General features: G+C 42.4%; 18 protein-coding genes and 1 pseudogene. 8 read left to right on the forward strand and 11 right to left on the reverse strand.

The window, feature by feature from the left end; translation table 11 throughout:
• Window positions 1-125: 125 nt before the first annotated feature.
• Window positions 126-1,214, reverse strand: coding sequence for an RIP metalloprotease RseP (gene rseP, locus VB775_RS05920; RefSeq protein WP_281006466.1), 1,089 nt, complete (start codon window positions 1,212-1,214; stop codon window positions 126-128).
• A 275-nt stretch (window positions 1,215-1,489) separates the two neighbouring features.
• On the opposite strand from rseP, the gene VB775_RS05925 reads away from it, so the two are divergent.
• Both VB775_RS05925 and VB775_RS05930 read left to right on the forward strand, forming a co-directional pair.
• Window positions 1,490-2,017, forward strand: coding sequence for a DoxX family protein (locus VB775_RS05925; protein ID WP_281006465.1), 528 nt, complete (start codon window positions 1,490-1,492; stop codon window positions 2,015-2,017).
• Window positions 2,018-2,631: 614 nt separating this feature from the next.
• Window positions 2,632-2,961, forward strand: coding sequence for an RNA recognition motif domain-containing protein (locus VB775_RS05930; RefSeq protein WP_094528354.1), 330 nt, complete (start codon window positions 2,632-2,634; stop codon window positions 2,959-2,961).
• Window positions 2,962-3,028: 67 nt separating this feature from the next.
• Here VB775_RS05930 and VB775_RS05935 read toward each other — a convergent pair whose 3' ends face one another.
• The 4 genes from VB775_RS05935 to VB775_RS05950 all read right to left on the reverse strand — a co-directional run bounded on the left by VB775_RS05935 (window position 3,029) and on the right by VB775_RS05950 (window position 5,509).
• Window positions 3,029-3,427, reverse strand: coding sequence for a ferredoxin (locus VB775_RS05935; RefSeq protein ID WP_281009433.1), 399 nt, complete (start codon window positions 3,425-3,427; stop codon window positions 3,029-3,031).
• On the reverse strand, window positions 3,420-3,806 hold the full coding sequence (locus VB775_RS05940) for a DUF1257 domain-containing protein (RefSeq protein WP_281006464.1): 387 nt from the start codon (window positions 3,804-3,806) through the stop codon (window positions 3,420-3,422). Before VB775_RS05940 ends, VB775_RS05935 begins: the two co-directional genes overlap by 8 nt.
• Before the next feature lie 81 nt (window positions 3,807-3,887).
• Window positions 3,888-4,124: a DUF2997 domain-containing protein gene (locus VB775_RS05945; RefSeq protein ID WP_281006463.1), complete on the reverse strand. Its 237-nt coding sequence runs from the start codon at window positions 4,122-4,124 to the stop codon at window positions 3,888-3,890.
• A 542-nt stretch (window positions 4,125-4,666) separates the two neighbouring features.
• Window positions 4,667-5,509 carry an Npun_R2479 family HD domain-containing metalloprotein gene (locus VB775_RS05950; protein ID WP_281006462.1) on the reverse strand — a complete coding sequence of 281 codons (843 nt, stop codon included), beginning with the start codon at window positions 5,507-5,509 and terminating at the stop codon, window positions 4,667-4,669.
• A 465-nt stretch (window positions 5,510-5,974) separates the two neighbouring features.
• On the opposite strand from VB775_RS05950, the gene VB775_RS05955 reads away from it, so the two are divergent.
• From VB775_RS05955 to VB775_RS05970, 4 genes are all read left to right on the forward strand, one after another.
• Window positions 5,975-6,544 carry a hypothetical protein gene (locus VB775_RS05955; protein ID WP_281006461.1) on the forward strand — a complete coding sequence of 190 codons (570 nt, stop codon included), beginning with the start codon at window positions 5,975-5,977 and terminating at the stop codon, window positions 6,542-6,544.
• 135 nt (window positions 6,545-6,679) lie between these two features.
• The gene (gene cbiD / locus VB775_RS05960) at window positions 6,680-7,714 is read left to right on the forward strand and encodes a cobalt-precorrin-5B (C(1))-methyltransferase CbiD (protein WP_281006460.1); all 1,035 of its coding nucleotides are present in this window, start codon (window positions 6,680-6,682) and stop codon (window positions 7,712-7,714) included.
• Between the two features lie 46 nt (window positions 7,715-7,760).
• Entirely contained in the window at window positions 7,761-8,519 is a 759-nt protein-coding gene (gene cobM, locus VB775_RS05965; RefSeq protein ID WP_281006459.1) for a precorrin-4 C(11)-methyltransferase, read from the forward strand.
• A gap of 32 nt (window positions 8,520-8,551) precedes the next feature.
• Entirely contained in the window at window positions 8,552-9,433 is an 882-nt protein-coding gene (locus VB775_RS05970) for a peptidoglycan recognition family protein (protein WP_281006458.1), read from the forward strand.
• A gap of 236 nt (window positions 9,434-9,669) precedes the next feature.
• Here VB775_RS05970 and VB775_RS05975 read toward each other — a convergent pair.
• The 6 genes and pseudogenes from VB775_RS05975 to VB775_RS06000 form a co-directional block, all read right to left on the reverse strand.
• Window positions 9,670-10,164: pseudogene (locus tag VB775_RS05975) on the reverse strand (transposase); the annotation flags it as partial.
• A 48-nt stretch (window positions 10,165-10,212) separates the two neighbouring features.
• On the reverse strand, window positions 10,213-10,437 hold the full coding sequence (locus VB775_RS05980; protein WP_281006457.1) for a YgiT-type zinc finger protein: 225 nt from the start codon (window positions 10,435-10,437) through the stop codon (window positions 10,213-10,215).
• 2 nt (window positions 10,438-10,439) lie between these two features.
• Window positions 10,440-10,754 (reverse strand): DUF4258 domain-containing protein, encoded by a 315-nt coding sequence (locus VB775_RS05985; RefSeq protein ID WP_281006456.1) that lies wholly within the window; start codon window positions 10,752-10,754, stop codon window positions 10,440-10,442.
• A 37-nt stretch (window positions 10,755-10,791) separates the two neighbouring features.
• Window positions 10,792-11,172, reverse strand: coding sequence for an endonuclease domain-containing protein (locus tag VB775_RS05990; protein ID WP_281006455.1), 381 nt, complete (start codon window positions 11,170-11,172; stop codon window positions 10,792-10,794).
• On the reverse strand, window positions 11,169-11,867 hold the full coding sequence (locus tag VB775_RS05995) for a hypothetical protein (protein ID WP_281006454.1): 699 nt from the start codon (window positions 11,865-11,867) through the stop codon (window positions 11,169-11,171). The genes VB775_RS05990 and VB775_RS05995 overlap by 4 nt, the downstream gene beginning before the upstream one ends.
• A gap of 10 nt (window positions 11,868-11,877) precedes the next feature.
• Window positions 11,878-13,647 (reverse strand): serine/threonine protein kinase, encoded by a 1,770-nt coding sequence (locus VB775_RS06000; protein WP_281006453.1) that lies wholly within the window; start codon window positions 13,645-13,647, stop codon window positions 11,878-11,880.
• Between the two features lie 351 nt (window positions 13,648-13,998).
• On the opposite strand from VB775_RS06000, the gene VB775_RS06005 reads away from it, so the two are divergent.
• Both VB775_RS06005 and VB775_RS06010 read left to right on the forward strand, forming a co-directional pair.
• A complete protein-coding gene (locus VB775_RS06005; RefSeq protein WP_281006452.1) occupies window positions 13,999-16,131 on the forward strand; it encodes an adenylate/guanylate cyclase domain-containing protein in 2,133 nt (710 codons plus the stop codon).
• A gap of 55 nt (window positions 16,132-16,186) precedes the next feature.
• Window positions 16,187-17,629 (forward strand): mechanosensitive ion channel family protein, encoded by a 1,443-nt coding sequence (locus VB775_RS06010; RefSeq protein WP_281006451.1) that lies wholly within the window; start codon window positions 16,187-16,189, stop codon window positions 17,627-17,629.
• Window positions 17,630-18,356: the final 727 nt, after the last annotated feature.

Genomic DNA, 18,356 nt, shown 5'->3' on the forward strand with positions numbered 1-18,356 from the left:
CAAAAGGAAAGGCAGCACTTAGTAATATTGCTAGCGCCAGCCAAAATCAAAACCCAAAAGAGAGTGGCGGCGCTCCGCGCCGCCACTCTCTTTTGGGTTTTATATCCTGATACACAAAGCTTTGGCTACAGAGGACTTAGCCCACTTTGTTGAAGTAAGTTAAAGGAGTCTTTGAAGATCATCACGACACCTAAGCCGAGCAGAATTACTAATCCGCCTTGCATGACATTATTTTGTAATTCTTCAGGTAAAGGCTTGCCACCGCGCAAGGCTTCAATGAGTAAAAACACCAACTGACCACCATCAAGGGCTGGCAAAGGCAAGATGTTAATGATCGCAAGGTTAATACTGATAATCGCGGTGAAATCAAATAGTGCCGCCGCATCTGACTTAACCAATTCTGAACCCATCGCCACGATCGCGACGGGACCCGATAGTTGTGAAGCCGTATTTTGGAAATTTGTCGCCAATTGTTTTAAACCTTGAACAGTCATCACTACTAAGCGCTCAAAACTCTGAGTAGCGTTATCGAAAGCTTCACCAATACTATGTACGGAACGGCGATGGGGCTTACCAGTGAAGTCTAGTCTCACACCGATGCGACCTTTTCCTGATTCGCCATCGGGCAAGATTGGTACTAGTAATAACTTGCCATCACGCATTACTTGTAAATCAACACTTTGATTGGCATTTTTAGAAATCAATGATTGAAAGCGATCAAGAGTAGTGAGGCTCGTATCAAACTTTGTACCATTTGCAGATAAGACAATATCGCCAGCTTGCAAACCTGAAACGGCGGCAGGTGCATTTAGATCAAGGATTTTCGTAATTCTTACCCCTGGTTGATCGACTGTGCCGATACCCACACTCAAAGTCATTACTAATAAAACTAAGTAAGCAAAGACAAAATTGGCAATCACGCCTGCACTGATCACGATCGCTCGATCCATGATCGGACGATTTTTCATCAAGTTGGGATCATCGGCAGGAATGTTGCTCTCTTCATCATCATCAGGAAAGCCAACATAACCACCAAGGGGAATTGCCCGCAGTGCATACTCTGTTTGTTTGCCTTGATATTTCCACAACACGGGGCCAAACCCAATCGAAAATCGATTGACATGAATGCCCTGTACACGAGCAGCCATAAAGTGACCGAGTTCATGAACCAAAATCAGAATCGCAAGAACGGCAATGGCGGGCAATGCGGACATAATCTTCGCTCTAATAGTTGAGAATTTCTTAGGATTTTAATGTTGTGTGCAATACATAAAGATTGCTTAGTTTGCGATCGTAGCACAACGAAAATGTCAAATGCTTGACAAAGCTTTTCAATCGTCATCCAACTCCAAAACTGGCAAGACCCTATAAGCCTCAATACTTTTTTAATTTTTGGATGAGTTGTATTATAAAAACTTATGTTAAGATTGATGTATATACGTAATAAATTATTTCGATTAATTAACTTTTATTAACTAGGTGCGCCGAAATGAACAATACTACTCGCATTGCTGCTGCTATCTCTCGCCTAGTTTTGAGTTCAGACTCTGCACCTATATCACTGACACAAGGAGCATTGTTACTCCTGAGAGTTGTTTTAGGTACAGTTATGGTGCATCACGGGTTCGATAAGCTTGATGATATATCTGATTTTGCAGAGTCCTATGTGGCGGCTATTGGCATCCCATTTCCTATCTTTTTTGCCTACTGTGCGGCAATTACAGAAGTAGTTGCTTCTCCACTACTAGCCCTAGGCTTTTTAACTAGACCAGCCGCCTTAGGACTATTTGCAACCATGTTGGTAGCCAACTATCATCATATTTTGACGAGTGGATTCTTTATTCCGTCGCTGGAGCTGTCATTACTTTACGCTGCATCCTTTGCATTTTTTGCCATTTATGGCGGCGGCAAATATGCGATCGATACGTTGATTGCTAAAGCCTTAGATAAATTTTTGTCAGTTCCTGCTGGGGTTGACGCGATCGCTGAATCCGTAAAAGTGACTATTAACAAGTAGATTCTTAGCTAAACAAGAAAAAAGGACGCAAAGCGTCCTTTTTTTCTTGTTTGAACATTTCCAGACTACAAAAACTAGGTGATATAAAACACTTAGTTAAGTATTTATTCCCTATAGATTGTTGACGATTATTTATAGGTTTTATTTTTACAAAAGCGATCGCAGTTCGGATTTTTGGTAATTGTTAAAATTCATAGAAAACGGTATCTTATAATACGATTTTTTTATAAGTGAATTAATCAACAATATCCTCAAATAGATACCTTAAATCTGCTAAAACTCATAGCGCATAAGTATTAATTCTCATTTCAGATTTTTATAGCAATTATCGATCAAACACACTCCAAGAGATTTTTTGAAAAGTCTGCAAAGCAATACTTTCAAAAAATCTCTTAGTTTGGGTTTAAGTGCAAAGTACTACAATTTGCTGAGCTATCGTAAATATTTTCCAGATCAGCGATTAATTGAAGATGACTACGCTAGAATATGTGCGGATGAGTATTTCTAGATCGCATGTTTGTTTTCAGTATTGACAGTCGTCTTCTGTTTCATCGTGTCAGCCTTCTTTCCGAAATCTCTATCTCTACACATATCTGATTGTTGAAGCAAGTATTATGTCTATTTATGTTGGTAATCTCTCTTACGAGGTTACAGAAGATGATTTGAAAGCCGTATTTGCAGAATATGGCAAAATCACCCGCGTTCATCTACCGATTGATCGTGAGTCTGGTCGTCCACGCGGTTTCGCTTTTGTGGAAATGACCGATGAAAAGGAAGAAGATGCAGCGATCGAAGCACTAGACGAAGCTGAATGGATGGGTCGTGCGCTCAAGGTGAATAAAGCTAAGCCTCGCGAAAGCTCTGATTCCTTTGGCGGTGGCAGAGGTGGTTTCAAGGGCGGCGGTGGTCGTCCTTCTGGCGGTGGCGGCGGTCGTCGTTACTAAATAAAAAAGAAGCGGTGCATTGCACCGCTTCTTTTTTAACTAAAAGGGGGACGCTTAGCGTCCCCTTTTAGTTTTGTGTATTGATGGCTCGGCGTAAAGATGCGCCATCGCCAATAATTCCTAAATTTTGAATAATTTGATGTTTTCTGGCTTCTTCAAGTTTATTGAGGTCGTTGTAATTAACCCAAGCGATGCAGTCAACTGGGCAAGTATCGATCGCCTCTTGTACTAAGTCTTCCTCATCGCCATCTTGAGCAATTACCCTAGCGCGTCCATAGTCTTCTTCTAAAAAGAAGGTGCTACTAGCAGTATGGGCGCAGTGACCACAACCAATACAAACTGTTTCATCAACAAATACAGCATTTTGCCGCAGTTCTCCGCCAAGCTCAGGTTCAAAGCCAGAGCGATCGCCTATCTCTGGCTCTGAACTAGTTGTTATCGCTGTTTCTACAGGCGAATTATCCATTCCAACGTTGGAGAACGAGACGTACTGAGCCATCTTCGCGGACTTGTTGCTCCGCTAGGCTAAAGCCCTGTTGAGTTGATTCACCCATGACGGTGGCGATCGCATAGCTTTGGGTGACCTTTCTCAAGAAGCTCTCAACAGTCCAAGGCTGTTGCCAAAATTGCATATCAGCAACTAGGGCATACTCAGAGCCATTCCACTGAAAGCCGACATCGTAACCATTGGCTTGCTCAATTACCACTTCTGCTGATGTGGTCGTGCCTTCATGTCCGCGCATCGGGGAAGCCCCAGACTTCCAGTTGATTCCTAAATCAGTGAGAGCCTTTTGTAAAGGTTCAAGACTGCGGATTTGGGTTTTTACTTGGCTAAAATGTGACATAGGGGTTATCCTGACTACGACTAAATGGCTAATGGACGAAAATTTTTATTTTATAAAGTGAAACATTGGATTTTCTGTGTTTTATTGCCATTGGCTAAAGCTAGAAGCGTCCATATCTGACACGCGATCGAGTTGCGTAGCCGACTGAGATGTGAATTGCTGTTGAGCAAAGTTTTCGGATGTTAACTCTCGAAGAGCCACAATACCGAGCTTTGCTTCGATCGCGGCCGTCACCTCAGCACAACTAGAACCGACAATGCCTGTGACGCGCTCTTCGACTCGTCCATCTGGGTAAATAATGAATTCCAGAGTTTCCATGCTGGCTCTAGCTATTGAATTAATAGACAGTTTGACGCAAAGTTCCTATAAACGTCAAGAAGTTAGATGGCAAAATCAAAATGCTTTTCTGATGCTTGTAATAGAGCGATCGCAATGATTAGTAAGGATTTTCAGCTTTTTACAAACTAATTAAATTTGTTTTAAGTTTCTTGATTAGAGCTAAATGTCATCAAGACATGTCTTAAGGAATAGTCTTTTCATAATAAGGAACCAATTTCTAATACCAAAGCACAAAATGGCTTAGCCATTTTGTGCTTTTAAAACCCTTGCGGGGGTTGGGTGTTTTTTAATTCACAAAAGTGTTGTCACACTTTCGTGAATTGGCGTGAATTTGTAATATTGCAGTGAAGCTGCGACATTACAAATACGTGAGTTATGAAAGGTAATATAGCGCTACTAAATGAGTTGTAAGATTTTGAGTGTTGAGAGAGTGCGCCCCGAGGGGGTGCACTCTCTCAACCTATTTAGGATTGCTATAGGTAAAGATGATCAATTCTTTCCTTTCTAGGGAAACCGTTATTTCATAGTTGATACTCTGGCTTTTCATGTTCAACTACAAACACATTGGAATAGAGATGAGCCACAATCTCTTGACCTTGCTGTGTCAGCGACAAATAGTACAGAGCATCTTTGACGAATGGGTATACGCTTGTCCAATAGAATTTAGGATAGTTTCGCCGTAAATCCCCAGGGTGGGCATATCCGAGCGCTGCGTTTACGCCAGTTTCTTCAAATTCATAGAATAACGCACCTATTTTCTTTAGATAGCGCGGATCGCTCAGTTGTCCGATCAAATCGGCGGATCGCACTAGTCCTGCAAAATGTGTTGTGTCTTGATGGTCTCCAGTTTTAGGTACAGGAAATCGCGTCAGTTCAATATTGCGGCAAATTTTCTCAGCTTTAATCAAAGAGTGATTGGCAAAGCGTTGATTTACAAATAACTTAGCGCGATCGACATGATATGGCGTTAGCCCTGCGTCGGAAGCTCCTGCGGGTAACTCCACCATCGAATCACCAAGTCCTGTGGCAAACTTGCCATTACCATCCTGAAGGCAAACACCTTTGACATAGCCAATATCATGACAGACAAGCGAAATAATGTAATGTAACCAATCTTCAGGCGAGACTCGACCTTCGCGAATGTGCTTACCACGTAAAATTTCTTGCCCAACTAATGTTACTAAGATCGTATGTTCGACATTATGGTAGAGCGCATCGCTATTGGCTATATTTTCCAGAGCCATGTTGCCAGCCCAGCCAATGATATCTTCATAATCATGTAGATAGCCACCATAGGTACGGCGATATCCTAGCTTTAGTTGTTCAACAAAGTTACCTATTAGGAGTTCAGTTGCATTAAACATAAATCTTTATGTACCTATGTAAAGCCAAAATCTACTCTAAATGATAAGCCCAACTCTTATTTTTGGTGCGATCGTCAATAAAATTCTTAGAAATCATACCAAAACACAAAATGGCTACGCCATTTTGTGTTTTTAAAACCCTTACTGGGTTTGCTTTTTAATTCACGAAAGTGTGACAACACTTTCGTGAATTGGTATTAACGTGAGTTCGATATAGCGTTTATCAGTCGGGTGAAGTACGGTTTTGTTTCCCCGCCTTCGGCGGGGAAACAAAACTTTGTACCTCGCTTGCTTGAAAAACGCTATAAGTAAACTAAAAACCTAGAAAGCTGTCCCGCCCGCGTAGCGGGCGGGACAGCTTCTGGTTTTAGGGTTTAATTTATGGTGTGATACTTATTGCTATGTGTATAAATATGGCTAAGGTAGTATTATCGAGTTGATGAATCTTACTCGTAAATATCAAATATGCTCAAACACTTTGCTGGTCGCTTGTTACTACCTTTATGCATCGCATTGGCAGTAGCATCATGTCAGCAGCCTAGTGCTACAACATCTCCTTCGCCGTCAGTGGCTGATTCAGTCTCACCTACAGCCAGTCCCTCCGAATCACCTACTGCCGATGCAGATTCTAAAGCCGATGCAGATTCTAAAGCCGATGCGTCACCCAAAGCCGATGCGTCACCCAAAGCTGATGTGTCTCCTACTGCCGATGCGTCACCTACTGCCGATGCAGATTCCTCTGGTAAGACTAAAGATATTGATGCCTTGATCAAAGAAAATGCTGAATACAAGGAAATGTATGACGCAACTAATGGCATTCAGTATATCGGTTTAGTTGAAACAGAAACATGCAAGGCTTTGGATTTAGGCGTGCCTTTCCCAACTCTAATTGATGCCCTCGAAAAGGAATTTGACAAGCAGGGGAGTTCTATGCCCGCAGATAAACTCACAAAGTTGAAAGAGTATACTGGGTTTGTCGTTGGCGCTAGTGTAGTTATCTCTTGCCCTCAACACAAGGATAAGATTAAGTCATAATTTACCTGTAAATTTGCGCCCCGTAGGGGCGCAAATTTACGGATTTGGGTAATTATTTTGCACAAGTACTAACCTACAAAAAGAGAGACAGCGCACTTTGCTGCCTCTCTTTTTATGAGCGCTATAATTACATGTATGAAATCTGGTTATACCTTACCTGTCTTTGCGATCGCTGCTGCTAAAGCCGCAATACTTGCCATACTCAAAAAAAACTCATCTTCTATCGAACTTAATCTATTGGAATCTGGTTTAGGGATCATAGAAATTTCTCAAAGTGCAATTATTGATGAGAATATAGCCATTGCGATCGCCATTAGCAACCCAGGGGATAATCTTGACCTGACCGCAGGAACGCCTGTATGGGCTTGGGTGAAGTTAGAATCTTTAGGTGCAGAACGCATAATTTTAGAAGCGGGAGAGGGTTTGGGAAAAACCGCTAGTGGAGAGCCAGCGATCTATCGATTAGCGCGAGATTTGGCAGAGGTGAATCTCATTCCATTACTGCCAAAAAATATAACGGCGAGAATTAGATTTATTTTGCCTGAAGGTAGAGCATTAGCTAAACGTACTTCCAATGCTGCTTTTGGTATTTTAGAAGGTTTATCATTACTGGGAACTTCTGCAATATCGAAGCCACTCTCAGTAGAAGATAAACTTGCAGAATTTCGTGCCGATTTACAGGCTAAAGCCGTCAATTCTCATCAGATAGCTTTTTATATCGGTGCAAATGGCTATCAAGTTGCTCAAAATTTAGGATTTCAACCGACCCAATTAGTGCAGACAGCCAATTGGGTCGGTGCAATGTTAGTGGAAGCGGCTCTTTTAGGGGTAACTGAGCTTACTCTCATTGGCTATCATGGCAAATTATTAAAACTGGCTGGTGGAATTTTTAATACTTCTAGTCACTTAGCTGATGCCAGAATTGATATTTTAGTTCGCGCCGCCGTGCATGAGCAGTTACCATATGCCCTAATTCGTGAAATAGAAAGTCTACCCACTGCCGAAGCTGTCCATAAATTATTAGTTGAGCATAACTGCGATCGCCAAATATTCCAATATCTCACTGAGCAAATTACGCAACGCGCCACAGCCTATATCCAGAAATATACGGATCACCAGATTGAGATCAAAACAATATTGTGCGATCGCTTAGGGCAGTTAGTTGTTTAAGATTAAAAACAACGCAAAGCGTTGTTTTTAATCTTAGGGTTTTGTAATGCAACCAGTTTATATTGTCGGTGCGGGGCCAGGAGATCCTGAGCTAATTACAGTTAAGGGACGAAATCTACTTACCAAAGCCGATGTGGTCGTTTATGCCAATTCCCTTATTCCAGACTCAATGCTGCAATGTTGTCGCACCGATGCGGAAATTATTCCAACCGCAAGCAAATCCCTAGAAGAGATTTTGGAAATTATGATCGATAGGGTGCGATCGCAAAAATTAGTAGTCCGTTTGCATGATGGCGATCCTAGTTTGTACGGTGCGATTCAGGAGCAAATGATCGCCCTTAGTGAAGCGGAAATTCCCTTTGAAATCATTCCAGGGGTGAGTGCATTTCAATTAGCGGCGGCTCGTTTGCAAGTAGAATTAACTATTCCTGAATTGGTACAGACGATCATTCTCACGCGCATCAGTGGACGGACTCAAGTTCCTAAACGCGAAGAATTATCAAGTCTTGCATCGCACCAAGCCTCTCTATGTCTCTACCTCAGCGCTCACCATGTGGAGAATGCTCAAGCAAAATTAATGGAGCATTATCCAGAGGATACAACAGTAGCTATTTGTTATCGCTTAGGTTGGGAAGATGAAAAGATTTTGACGGTTCCTCTTGCAACCATGGCTTCGGTTACTCAAAAAGAGAATTTAACTAGAACAACTCTTTTTGTGATTAGTCCTGCTTTAAACCATGTAAATAAGAGCGAGAAAGGGCGATCGCAGTTATACTGTTCCCACTATAAGCGACTTTTTCGTTAAATCATCAATTCATCCTATCCCAAATATGACCCATGCAAAGCCCAAAATTAGCCGCAATTTCTGTCTTTTCGCTGACTTTATCAATCTCCATCGTTAGCATTGAACAATTCAGAATTAAGGCGATTGCTAAAGTTCCACAGCCAACCCCTCAACTTGCTCCAGTATTTGGTTGTGAGTTACTGCCATCTACAAATCCGCCAAATCCATCTCCACCCGCGAAATTAACGGATGTTCCCATCACCCTAGAGCGATTTCGACGGCTTTTACCCAATTCTACTAATAGCGATGCCACGCCAAAGTTAATTAACTATACTCCTAAAGAAGAAATCGCCTTAGCAGATGCTTCTAACTATGGCGATCGCTATCTCAAAGATCTGGATGGTAATCCTGCAAATCTCCCCCCAATTATTGTGTTGCATGAAACTAGAGAGTCGGCGGAAAGCATTATTAGTTATTTCCAAGAGTTCCATTCCGATGGAAATGATCAAGCAAGCTATCATACTTTAATCAAAATTGATGGGACAATTGTCTACATCGTGCCACCCGATAAACGAGCTTTTGGTTCAGGTAATTCCGTATTTGTCACTCCATTATCACAAGAAGCTGTACAGACCAATCCTAAGTATGCTAGTTCTGTAAATAACTTCGCTTACCATGTTTCCCTAGAAACGCCTGTGGATGTGCCGCCCAATGTCTATTTCCATAGCGGCTATACAAACGCTCAATATCAGTCTCTAGCATGGTTAGTCGCTAAAACTAGCATACCGCTAGAACGTATTACCACTAATGGAACAGTGGCTCGCTCCCGTTTCCGCATTGATCCTCGCAGTTTCAATTCTTTTCTATTCCGTAAATTTCTAAGTGCATACCCTAAGACTCAAGAGATCGCTATTGGCTGTAGTCCAGCACAGTAATTCGGTATGCCAAGCAGTTGGGTTAACTAACTCAATGCGATCGCAGTTATATAGTTCCCACCACAAGCGACTTTTCCGTCAATACTAGGCTAATATCTACAGCGCTTTGCGCTCAAACATAAACCAAGAAAAAAACTTGAAAGCGTTGCAAAGCAACGCTTTCAAGTTTTTTCTTGTGGTTTGTTTTATCGGTAATTGCTGTAATAAAATTATTTTAGGCTAATTATTGCTATACTTTAAACGGGAACAATATGAGTATTTTTGAATGATTGAAACTTGAGAGTGAGAAGAGAATCAAGTTCGTCTTTATACTGAATGTGAGGTTGAGCTAAACAGTCGGAAATGGCAGCACAAAACGCCGAAAAATCAGAGTAGTATTTAGCAAACAAACATTTTTTCTTCACGAATTTCCAGAGACGCTCAATCAAATTCAAATTAGGAGAGTAGGACGGTAAGTAAAGTAATTCGATATTTAAGGTTGCCGCTAATGCGGTAATGATGTGATACTTTTGATAACGAGCATTGTCTAAGACTAAGGTGATAGGAATCGTCAAGCCTAAAGCCGCTAATTGGTACAACAACTCACAGACTTGAGTACCCGTGATATAATAGTCATTGGTGACGGTAATCACTTCATGGGTAACAGTATTGAGAGCAGCTAAGACATTGAAGCGTTTACGTCCAGATGGAGTGCGGACAAAGACTCGTTCAAAACACCAAATTAAGCCTAATTCTTATCCCGTGCAAAGTATATAAGAACTTACATCTAAAGAAATTGTTTACGCAGTTTCCTTTTCAGGTGTATAAAATTCAGCATTTTTGCGATCTAATTCTGAAATTGCTGATTGAATTACATCAACTTCATGTTCAGCAAAATAGACTTCGCCGCACTGATCGCAAACAAAGGCAGGAATTGCATCCCAATGTAAGTAGTAACCATTTTTCTGGATGCTAAATGGTGCGGTCTTTTTCTCCATGTGACCTTTGCAGTAAATACATTCCATTGTTATAACCTCTCTCTAAAATTGTTTGTCCATTGACTGCTACTGGGTATGTAAGCCGTAATAATTGCAAGGTATTCTGGCTTAGGAGCGCAAACGACATGAATTATTCGATTTGTTTCTACTGATTTGAACAGTAAGCAACTATGACCTCTCGCATCTTCGGAATAGTCTTCTATCAATTCTCCTGTCATGACAGTCTCTCTAACTTCTTGAGTAGTAATCATTCGATCTAGTCGAGACATTTGACGGAGAGCGTGTGGAAGAAATAATATTTGCTTTTCTGCCGCTTCTCTAACTTGTTGAAGAATGTCTTCCATAATTTCAGGCTCTCTGGCTAACTCTTCTCCCTCCTTCTCAAGGGGGGCTGGGGGGGATCATCCTCTCTATCTCTTCACACACCCTCTCAAAGTCTTCTAACACCTGTCGATTAGTAAACCGAATAACCTTAATCTCGTAGCCTTCTAATCGTTGTGTTCTTTCTTGATCATAGGCTGTCCCCTCATCGGTATAGTGGCTTTCTCCGTCAACTTCAATAACTAGTTTGAGGCTAGGACAGTAGAAGTCAACGATGAAATGGTCAATAGGTCTTTGTCGCAGAACTCTAAATCGGAAGTTTTTTAAATATTTGTGCCAAAGTTTTCTTTCTGCGGGTGTCATGTTTTGACGCAGTTCTTTGGCTCTGGTGGTGAGATCAGGGTTATAGGGGAGATGGAGGTTGCTGGTTTTAAGTGTCATTGATCCCCCCCAGCCCCCCTTGTGAAGGGGGGAGAATTAAATTTTTTCTCTTCTAAGGTGGAAGAATTAGATTCTTGCTCTTCTTCCCCCTTTCTAAGGGGGATTGAGGGGGATCTAAACCTTGAAACGTAGACAGGGAGTTTTGTGTGTACTCTGTAGTTGGGGAAATGGGGCTTGTGGTTTAGAGGGTGATCCCCCCCAGCCCCCCTTGTGAAGGGGGGAGAAGAGGTGGTTGCTGATTCTCTAATTTGTTGAAGAATGTCTTCCATGATTAGAGAATTAAGTTCTTGCTCTTCTTCCCCCTTTGCAAGGGGGATTGAGGGGGATCTAAACTTTGAAACGTAGTCAGGGAGTTTTGTGTGTACTCTGTGGTTTGGGAAATGGAGTTTGTGGTTTAAGGGGTGATCCCCCCCAGCCCCCCTTGTGAAGGGGGGAGAAGAGGTGGTTGCTGATTCTCTAATTTGTTGAAGAATGTCTTCCATGATTAGAGAATTAAGTTCTTTCTCTTCTTCCCCCTTTGCAAGGGGGATTGAGGGGGATCTAAACCTTGAAACGTAGACAGGGAGTTTTGTGTGTACTTTGTAGTTGGGGAAATGGGGCTTGTGGTTTAGAGGGTGATCCCCCCCAGCCCCCCTTGTGAAGGGGGGAGAAGAGGTGGTTGCTGATTCTCTAATTTGTTGAAGAATGTCTTCCATAATTTTAGGTTCATGGGTTAATCAAGTGCTGTTCTTTTTTGCGGTAAGTGGCTAATTGAGACTGACGCTGAAACATCGGCAGGATAGTTAAGTAAACCAAGCCCGCACCACTGGCTATAGTAACGATAGGAATCATTGTCACAGGAATGAAAAATCCCTTTGTTAAACCCATACCAAAAATATTGATTCCAAGCCCACAGCCACAGAGCAGAGCCAATACATAACGACTCCAGAAGAGCATCCAAAATGAGGGATTTTGGGCTGCGGTTAAAGACTTGTATTTTTCATCAAGCTTACCTCCAGCCCAAACCCAAGCCCAAACCCAAGCCGCAGTCCAAACCACAGCACCAGCCCAAGCAGCAGCCCAAGCACCAGTCCAAGCCATAGCCACAACCACAACCACTTCTAAACATATGCCCACAGCCACAGCCCTAGTCGCAGCTATAGCTACAACAGCCAAAGCCACAGCCCCAGACAAAGCCATACCCACAGACCCAGCCTCTGCCTCAGCCCAAATAGCTATAACGCCACTTGCAAGAACACAACCAAAACATAAAACCTCCCCAAAATATAGAGACAGAGGTATCTTAGGCAAGGGGTTAGCTGTTTCAATTTCTAGAGGTAAATTGATTTGACCTTGGTTTGTATTGGAATGGAATACTAGCTGCCGCGAACCTGTAAGCCCTGCACGCAGTTTGCTGGTATCTACAGTTATTTCACAGTTGATATCGTTCCCTTTAACTTTTTGTTTGTTAAATGAAATCCAAACATGACTATCTGGCGTGTGCGGCGGATCGTTGGGATGTGGGGCGACTTCCCAATAACCTTCTAAAACAGTTTCGGGAATAGAATTTTTGAGCGTAATCATTTGCCTCATCTTTTCACCCAATTTCTTTGCCTTAAACTTGAATGGAGTTCTACTCGGATCGATCGCTTCGCTATCCTTAAAAAGCTGCACTTCAGGCACACGCACTACATACAAAGGTTTCAACGTCTCTAATGCAGTCTTAGCATCAGCAAACCGCTTACTTGGATCGGGCGCGACCATTTGATCTAACCACTTCACAAAGGTTAAACTGCATCCCTTCAACTTCGGATCGATTTTGCTGCGATCTAGTTGATTGCTGAAATCGATGTAATTGCCAATATCTGTCGAACGAATCGCCCCAATCAAACAGATTAGCGTCAAACCCAAACCATAGAGATCAGACGCATTCGTTAGCTTGAGATTGCGGATTTGTTCGGGAGCCATGAAGCCAAACGTCCCCGCATTAGCGCTACTCATCGCCACACTGCCACTACCCACCCGCGCAAAACCAAAATCAATTAAGTAAACATTGAGATTATTATCTACCAAAATATTTTCAGGCTTAACGTCACGGTGAATGACGGGCGGCATTCGCTCTTGCAGATACACCAAAATCTCTAAAATCTGCACCGCAATTTGCTTAATTTGGTCAGGCGTAAAACTCCGCCTCACCGCCAAAGTGTCCGCAGGAAAATATTCTGTAACCAAGCAATAGCCGTTATCTGTCTCAAACTTGTCTAAATACTTGGGAATACCACGATGATTTAAACCCTGCAAACTCTGGATCTCACGCTCGATCGACCTAAATCCATCCCACCCCGCACTTTTAGAAAATTGAAATTGCTTGACTACAACATCACAATTATCAGAAAGGCGTTTTGCTAGATAAGTAAACCTGCCTCCCTCCAAGTTATGCCCCAATTCTTTGACAACTTGAAAACCATGCGCCGCGAAATCAGGGAAAGAAGTCATAGGGTTTTAGCAATGGTTAACTAAATTAGTTCGCTAGATTTTAGCTTTTTTGTCGCAAGATCACAATATAGCGCTTTGCGCTTCAGAATTAATTATTTGACTTGGCGATCGCCGCTAATTTATCGAAATTAAATAACAATAGGAAGAGACTCGATCTCTAGGCTTCAATCTCTGCTTCTGCGTAACATAAGTGAGTAATGCGATACCGATTTTAATAGGGCGGCGAAGCCCAATGGGTTAGCTGCTAACATTTTCTTGGGAATTTCTAACATAAAATACATTGCTCTTAATAATTAATTCAAAAGTGAAAGAACTAAATTCTTTTACTTTCGATTTTGCAACTATTTTTATATGCAGTGGTTTAAGTTTAATTGGTTGAGTATCAAATCGAAACTGATTGTCATGTTACTGACAGTTAGCAGTAGCTCAATCCTCGTCACCGCTTATCTGGGCTATCGCAGTGGTCAAGCTAATTTGACCGATCGCGTATTTAATCAGCTAACCAGTGTCCGTGCTTCCAAGGCTTATCAAATTGAATCCTATTTCAAAATGATTCGCAATCATGTACAGACCCTGAGTAACGATCTATCGACAGCATCAGCGATCGCTGAATTTACCAATGCTTACCGACAGCTTGAGAATGTACCATTACCTGCGGATGCTTCTGTCAAAATTAATGGTTATTATGAGAATGAATTTCTGCCAAAGTTAGCACGGACAGAGCAAGGCTCCCCCGTTCTCAATTCATTTTTACCAGAATCGATCGCTAGTAATTATCTGCAATATCATTACATAGCCAATAATTCTAATCCGCTAGGCAAAAAACATCTCTTAAACAAAGCTAATGATAATAGCCAATATAGCCGCCTCCATGAGCGTTATCATCCGATTTTTCGGAATATCATTGAGAAGTTTGGCTACTATGATTTGTTTCTCATCGATCCTGATGGTCGCATAGTTTATACAGTTTACAAAGAGACAGATTTTGGGACTAGCCTCGTTGTTGGCGCATATAACGAAAGCAATTTTGCGCGGCTCTTCTCCTCGGTAAGACGGGCTAAAGAAAAAAACTATGCAAGGATTATCGATCTAGAATCCTATGCTCCTTCCTATGGCGCTCCTGCGGCTTTTATTGCGGCTCCTATTTATAGTCAAGATAAATTTATGGGTGTACTAGCGATTCAAGTCCCTGTCGATGAAATCAATAACGTGATGACGGGTAATCTCAAATGGGAAAGTGATGGTTTGGGCAAAAGTGGTGAAACCTATCTAGTTGGTCAAGATTATTTAATGCGCTCCGTTTCCCGATTTTTGATCGAAACTCCTGAAGAGTACATCAATACTCTAGTTACCTTGGGCGTAAACAAAGAAACGATCGCCCGCATCAGGCAATACAAGACTTCGATCTTAGCCCAAGTTGTGCGGACTCCTGCGGTGGAAGAATCACTGATGGGCAAACAGGGACTTCAACTCATTCGTGATTATCGAGATATTCCTGTTTTGAGTTCCTACGCTCCTTTACAAATAGAAGGCTTAAAATGGGTGATTTTATCGGAAATTGATTTAGCAGAGGCTTATGCGCCAATTTATGACTTTGAGCGTCAGTTATTGATTTCGGCAACACTATTGATGTTATTGGTGATCATCCTCGCCATGGCGATGGCTTCATTATTTGTGAAACCGATTAATCAATTAATTGAGAGCGCTCGTAAAGTGGCGGCTGGTCAGTTGGATACGATCGCCATTTTAGAGACTGAAGATGAGTTTGGCGAACTCGCTCAATCTTTTAATTTGATGGTGACCAGCTTGCGCGATCAGACCGATTTAGTCGAAGAGAAAAATCGCGAGAATGAGCAGTTGTTGCTGAGCATCTTTCCTGCGGCGATCGCTAAACGTTTAAAACAAGGTGAAAAGAATATTGCCGAAAGTGCTTCTAATGTGACGGTGCTATTTTCGGATTTAACGGGCTTCTCAAAGTTGTCAGATTCGCTTACGGCTTACGAAATTGTCAGCATTCTCAATGATCTAGTTACGAGCTTTGATGAAACCGCCGATCGCTATGGCATGGAAAAAATAAAAACCATTGGTGATAGCTATATGGCGGTTTGCGGCTTGTCAGTTCCCTATCTCGACCACGATAAACGGGCGATCGATTTTGCGATAGAGATGCAAGCGATCGTCCGTCGCTTTAGTCAAGAGCGTGGCTTCCAATTAAATATTAGTTTGGGAATTAACTCAGGTGATATCGTGGCAGGCATCGTCGGCAGAAATAAATTTATCTACGATGTTTGGGGTGACACGATTAATATTGCTAGTGCCTTAAAGTCGGCTTGTCCTGAAGGCTCAATTTTAGTTTCCCACGCAATTTATCACCGTCTCTGCGACCTCTATGAGTTTGCGCCCCTAGCCACCAAAGTGGAAGCAGGAACAAACTTGTTACAAGCATGGCAACTCAAAAGCCCGATCAAAATTAAACCGAGTTAAAACATGACTTTGCCTTGTTTTTCGCCATGTTTTTAACTCATTAGGAAATCCCAATATGCTGCAACCTAGTGCCAATTATCTATTTATTTGGGCGATCGCTTTAATTGTCGGACTAGCTCTGTCGGTAATTATTCTCGGCGAAGTGATCTATCGCTTACAACATCGCCGCCGCCCTCTCGCCGCCACATTGCAAGTAGTGCGAAACTTGGTGCTGCCAATGCTTGCCTTCATGTTGTTTATCCAGTACGTGTTACAGCGTCCAGCCAGTGATGACATCGTGAAGAGCGTACAGACTCTCTTTTGGATTTGCGTACTCCATGCAGCACTCTCTTTGCTGAATGCGGTGATTTTTGAGCAAGCCAAAGCTGATACTTGGCGGGCGCGAGTTCCTAAACTCTTGATTGATTTGTTTCGCTTGTTTTTAGTCCTCCTAGGCACTGCGATCGTGTTAGCGACAGTCTGGAATGCGGATCTGGCGGGATTAGTCACGGCTCTAGGAGTTAGCTCGATTGTGATTGGTTTAGCGCTGCAAGATACGCTCGGCAGCGTCATGTCAGGCATTGCCCTACTATTTGAGCGTCCTTTTTCGGTGGGGGATTGGCTGACAGTGGGCGAGGTGACGGGTCAGGTGATTGATATTAACTGGCGAGCCGTGCGTTTGCAAACCTTCGATCGCGAAATGGTAATTATTCCCCACAAGCTGATCGGTAATGAAATCATTCGTAATTTTAGCCGCCCGATCGCCATTCATGCCGAACGGATTCGCCACGGATTCTCCTATAATGATCCGCCCAACTTAGCTAAGCATGTCCTGTTAACCACGGCTCTAGAGACTGAAGGAATCTTAAAAGACCCTGAGCCAGAAATTTTTACGATTTCCTATGATGACTTTGCAATTACCTATGAAGTGAAATTTTATATCAGTGATTACTGTGACATTGAAAGCATTCGCGATCGCTTTATGAGTCGAATCTGGTATGCCGCCCAACGCAATAGCCTGACGATTCCTTTCCCCATTCGCACGCTTTACCATTTTCATGGACCTACTTCACAGGCGCAAGGAACATCCAAAAAATTTACCGAAAGTCTCCAATCCTTACCTTCCTTTGTGCCACTCCAAAATCCTGATTCTGCTGCCGATGGCATTGATTTGCAGCATTATGGTGCAGGCGAGAAAGTGATCTGGCAGGGAGTCAGTAATAATGCGCTGTACATTGTGATTGCTGGTAAAGCAATGATGACCGTATGCGATCGCGATCGTCTCGAACATGAATTATTAACCATCAAGACGGGCGAATTTTTTGGTGAGATGACCCTTTTTTCAGGTGATCCTAGTCCGATATCCGTAACTGCGATCGCCGATCTAGAGGTAATGATGCTGTCGGCAAGTGCTGTTAATCAAATGATCGATCGCCAGCCCAGTTTTGCCCGTGAAATCAGTCAGATCTTAGAAACTCGCCGCCGCGTTGTCAATACAATTCCGCCAATTCAAGGATGAAATGCAACGGATTCTGATGAAGCAAAGAATACTTCGCAAGGAGTAAGATAATCAAGTGATTTTCTGGGTCAGTGATTGATCAAATTCACCCCCTTCTGAAAGTCCTCTTCTTTTCACGGGATCTTTGAAAGATATAACAGAAGGGCTTTTTAGGTAACGGTTACAGATGGGTACAAAGTATAAAAAATGAAGTAATAAGGAGGTAAGAAAAATGATGAACTGACGTTAATAAAGGTGATCTATGCTTGCAAAGAAAAAGTCGGGGATCTTAATTTCTTCACAGGTAAATTGTGACTGCGTTGCGAGGTTTTGGGCAAAGCATTCCCAATTTGAGATGGTTTCAGAAGTCATCAATTGTGGCGGGAATGCCTTGCCCCTAAATGGGATTTGCATAAAAAGAATATTCTGTAGGGGTTTAGCATTTGCGCCAATATTTTTGTACTCTCTGCGTCTATCTTAAATCGCAAATGCTGAAGCCTGTTTGCTTGTCACAGATAAATTGTGGCTGCGTTGTGAGGTTTTGGGCAAAGCATTCCCAATTCGAGATGGTTTCAGAAGTCATCAATTGTGGCGGGAATGCTATGCCCCTACATGGGATTTATTTTCACAGTGACTCAGATCCCCGACTTTTTTTGTGATTAATAAAGGTGATCTATGCTTGCAAAGAAAAAGTCGGGGATCTTAATTTCTTCACAGATAAATTGTGACTGCGTTGTGAGGTTTTGGG

The organism is Pseudanabaena sp. CCNP1317 (assembly GCF_034931345.1).
GTDB lineage: Bacteria > Cyanobacteriota > Cyanobacteriia > Pseudanabaenales > Pseudanabaenaceae > Pseudanabaena > Pseudanabaena galeata.

What these genes read in the sequence shown, in the direction of transcription:
- rseP (WP_281006466.1), bottom strand. Translation starts at nt 1,214, where the DNA reads ATGTCCGCATTGCCCGCCATTGCCGTTCTTGCGATTCTGATTTTGGTT.
- VB775_RS05925 (WP_281006465.1), top strand. Translation starts at nt 1,490, where the DNA reads ATGAACAATACTACTCGCATTGCTGCTGCTATCTCTCGCCTAGTTTTG.
- VB775_RS05930 (WP_094528354.1), top strand. Translation starts at nt 2,632, where the DNA reads ATGTCTATTTATGTTGGTAATCTCTCTTACGAGGTTACAGAAGATGAT.
- VB775_RS05935 (WP_281009433.1), bottom strand. Translation starts at nt 3,427, where the DNA reads ATGGATAATTCGCCTGTAGAAACAGCGATAACAACTAGTTCAGAGCCA.
- VB775_RS05940 (WP_281006464.1), bottom strand. Translation starts at nt 3,806, where the DNA reads ATGTCACATTTTAGCCAAGTAAAAACCCAAATCCGCAGTCTTGAACCT.
- VB775_RS05945 (WP_281006463.1), bottom strand. Translation starts at nt 4,124, where the DNA reads ATGGAAACTCTGGAATTCATTATTTACCCAGATGGACGAGTCGAAGAG.
- VB775_RS05950 (WP_281006462.1), bottom strand. Translation starts at nt 5,509, where the DNA reads ATGTTTAATGCAACTGAACTCCTAATAGGTAACTTTGTTGAACAACTA.
- VB775_RS05955 (WP_281006461.1), top strand. Translation starts at nt 5,975, where the DNA reads ATGCTCAAACACTTTGCTGGTCGCTTGTTACTACCTTTATGCATCGCA.
- cbiD (WP_281006460.1), top strand. Translation starts at nt 6,680, where the DNA reads ATGAAATCTGGTTATACCTTACCTGTCTTTGCGATCGCTGCTGCTAAA.
- cobM (WP_281006459.1), top strand. Translation starts at nt 7,761, where the DNA reads ATGCAACCAGTTTATATTGTCGGTGCGGGGCCAGGAGATCCTGAGCTA.
- VB775_RS05970 (WP_281006458.1), top strand. Translation starts at nt 8,552, where the DNA reads ATGCAAAGCCCAAAATTAGCCGCAATTTCTGTCTTTTCGCTGACTTTA.
- VB775_RS05980 (WP_281006457.1), bottom strand. Translation starts at nt 10,437, where the DNA reads ATGGAATGTATTTACTGCAAAGGTCACATGGAGAAAAAGACCGCACCA.
- VB775_RS05985 (WP_281006456.1), bottom strand. Translation starts at nt 10,754, where the DNA reads ATGGAAGACATTCTTCAACAAGTTAGAGAAGCGGCAGAAAAGCAAATA.
- VB775_RS05990 (WP_281006455.1), bottom strand. Translation starts at nt 11,172, where the DNA reads ATGACACTTAAAACCAGCAACCTCCATCTCCCCTATAACCCTGATCTC.
- VB775_RS05995 (WP_281006454.1), bottom strand. Translation starts at nt 11,867, where the DNA reads ATGGAAGACATTCTTCAACAAATTAGAGAATCAGCAACCACCTCTTCT.
- VB775_RS06000 (WP_281006453.1), bottom strand. Translation starts at nt 13,647, where the DNA reads ATGACTTCTTTCCCTGATTTCGCGGCGCATGGTTTTCAAGTTGTCAAA.
- VB775_RS06005 (WP_281006452.1), top strand. Translation starts at nt 13,999, where the DNA reads ATGCAGTGGTTTAAGTTTAATTGGTTGAGTATCAAATCGAAACTGATT.
- VB775_RS06010 (WP_281006451.1), top strand. Translation starts at nt 16,187, where the DNA reads ATGCTGCAACCTAGTGCCAATTATCTATTTATTTGGGCGATCGCTTTA.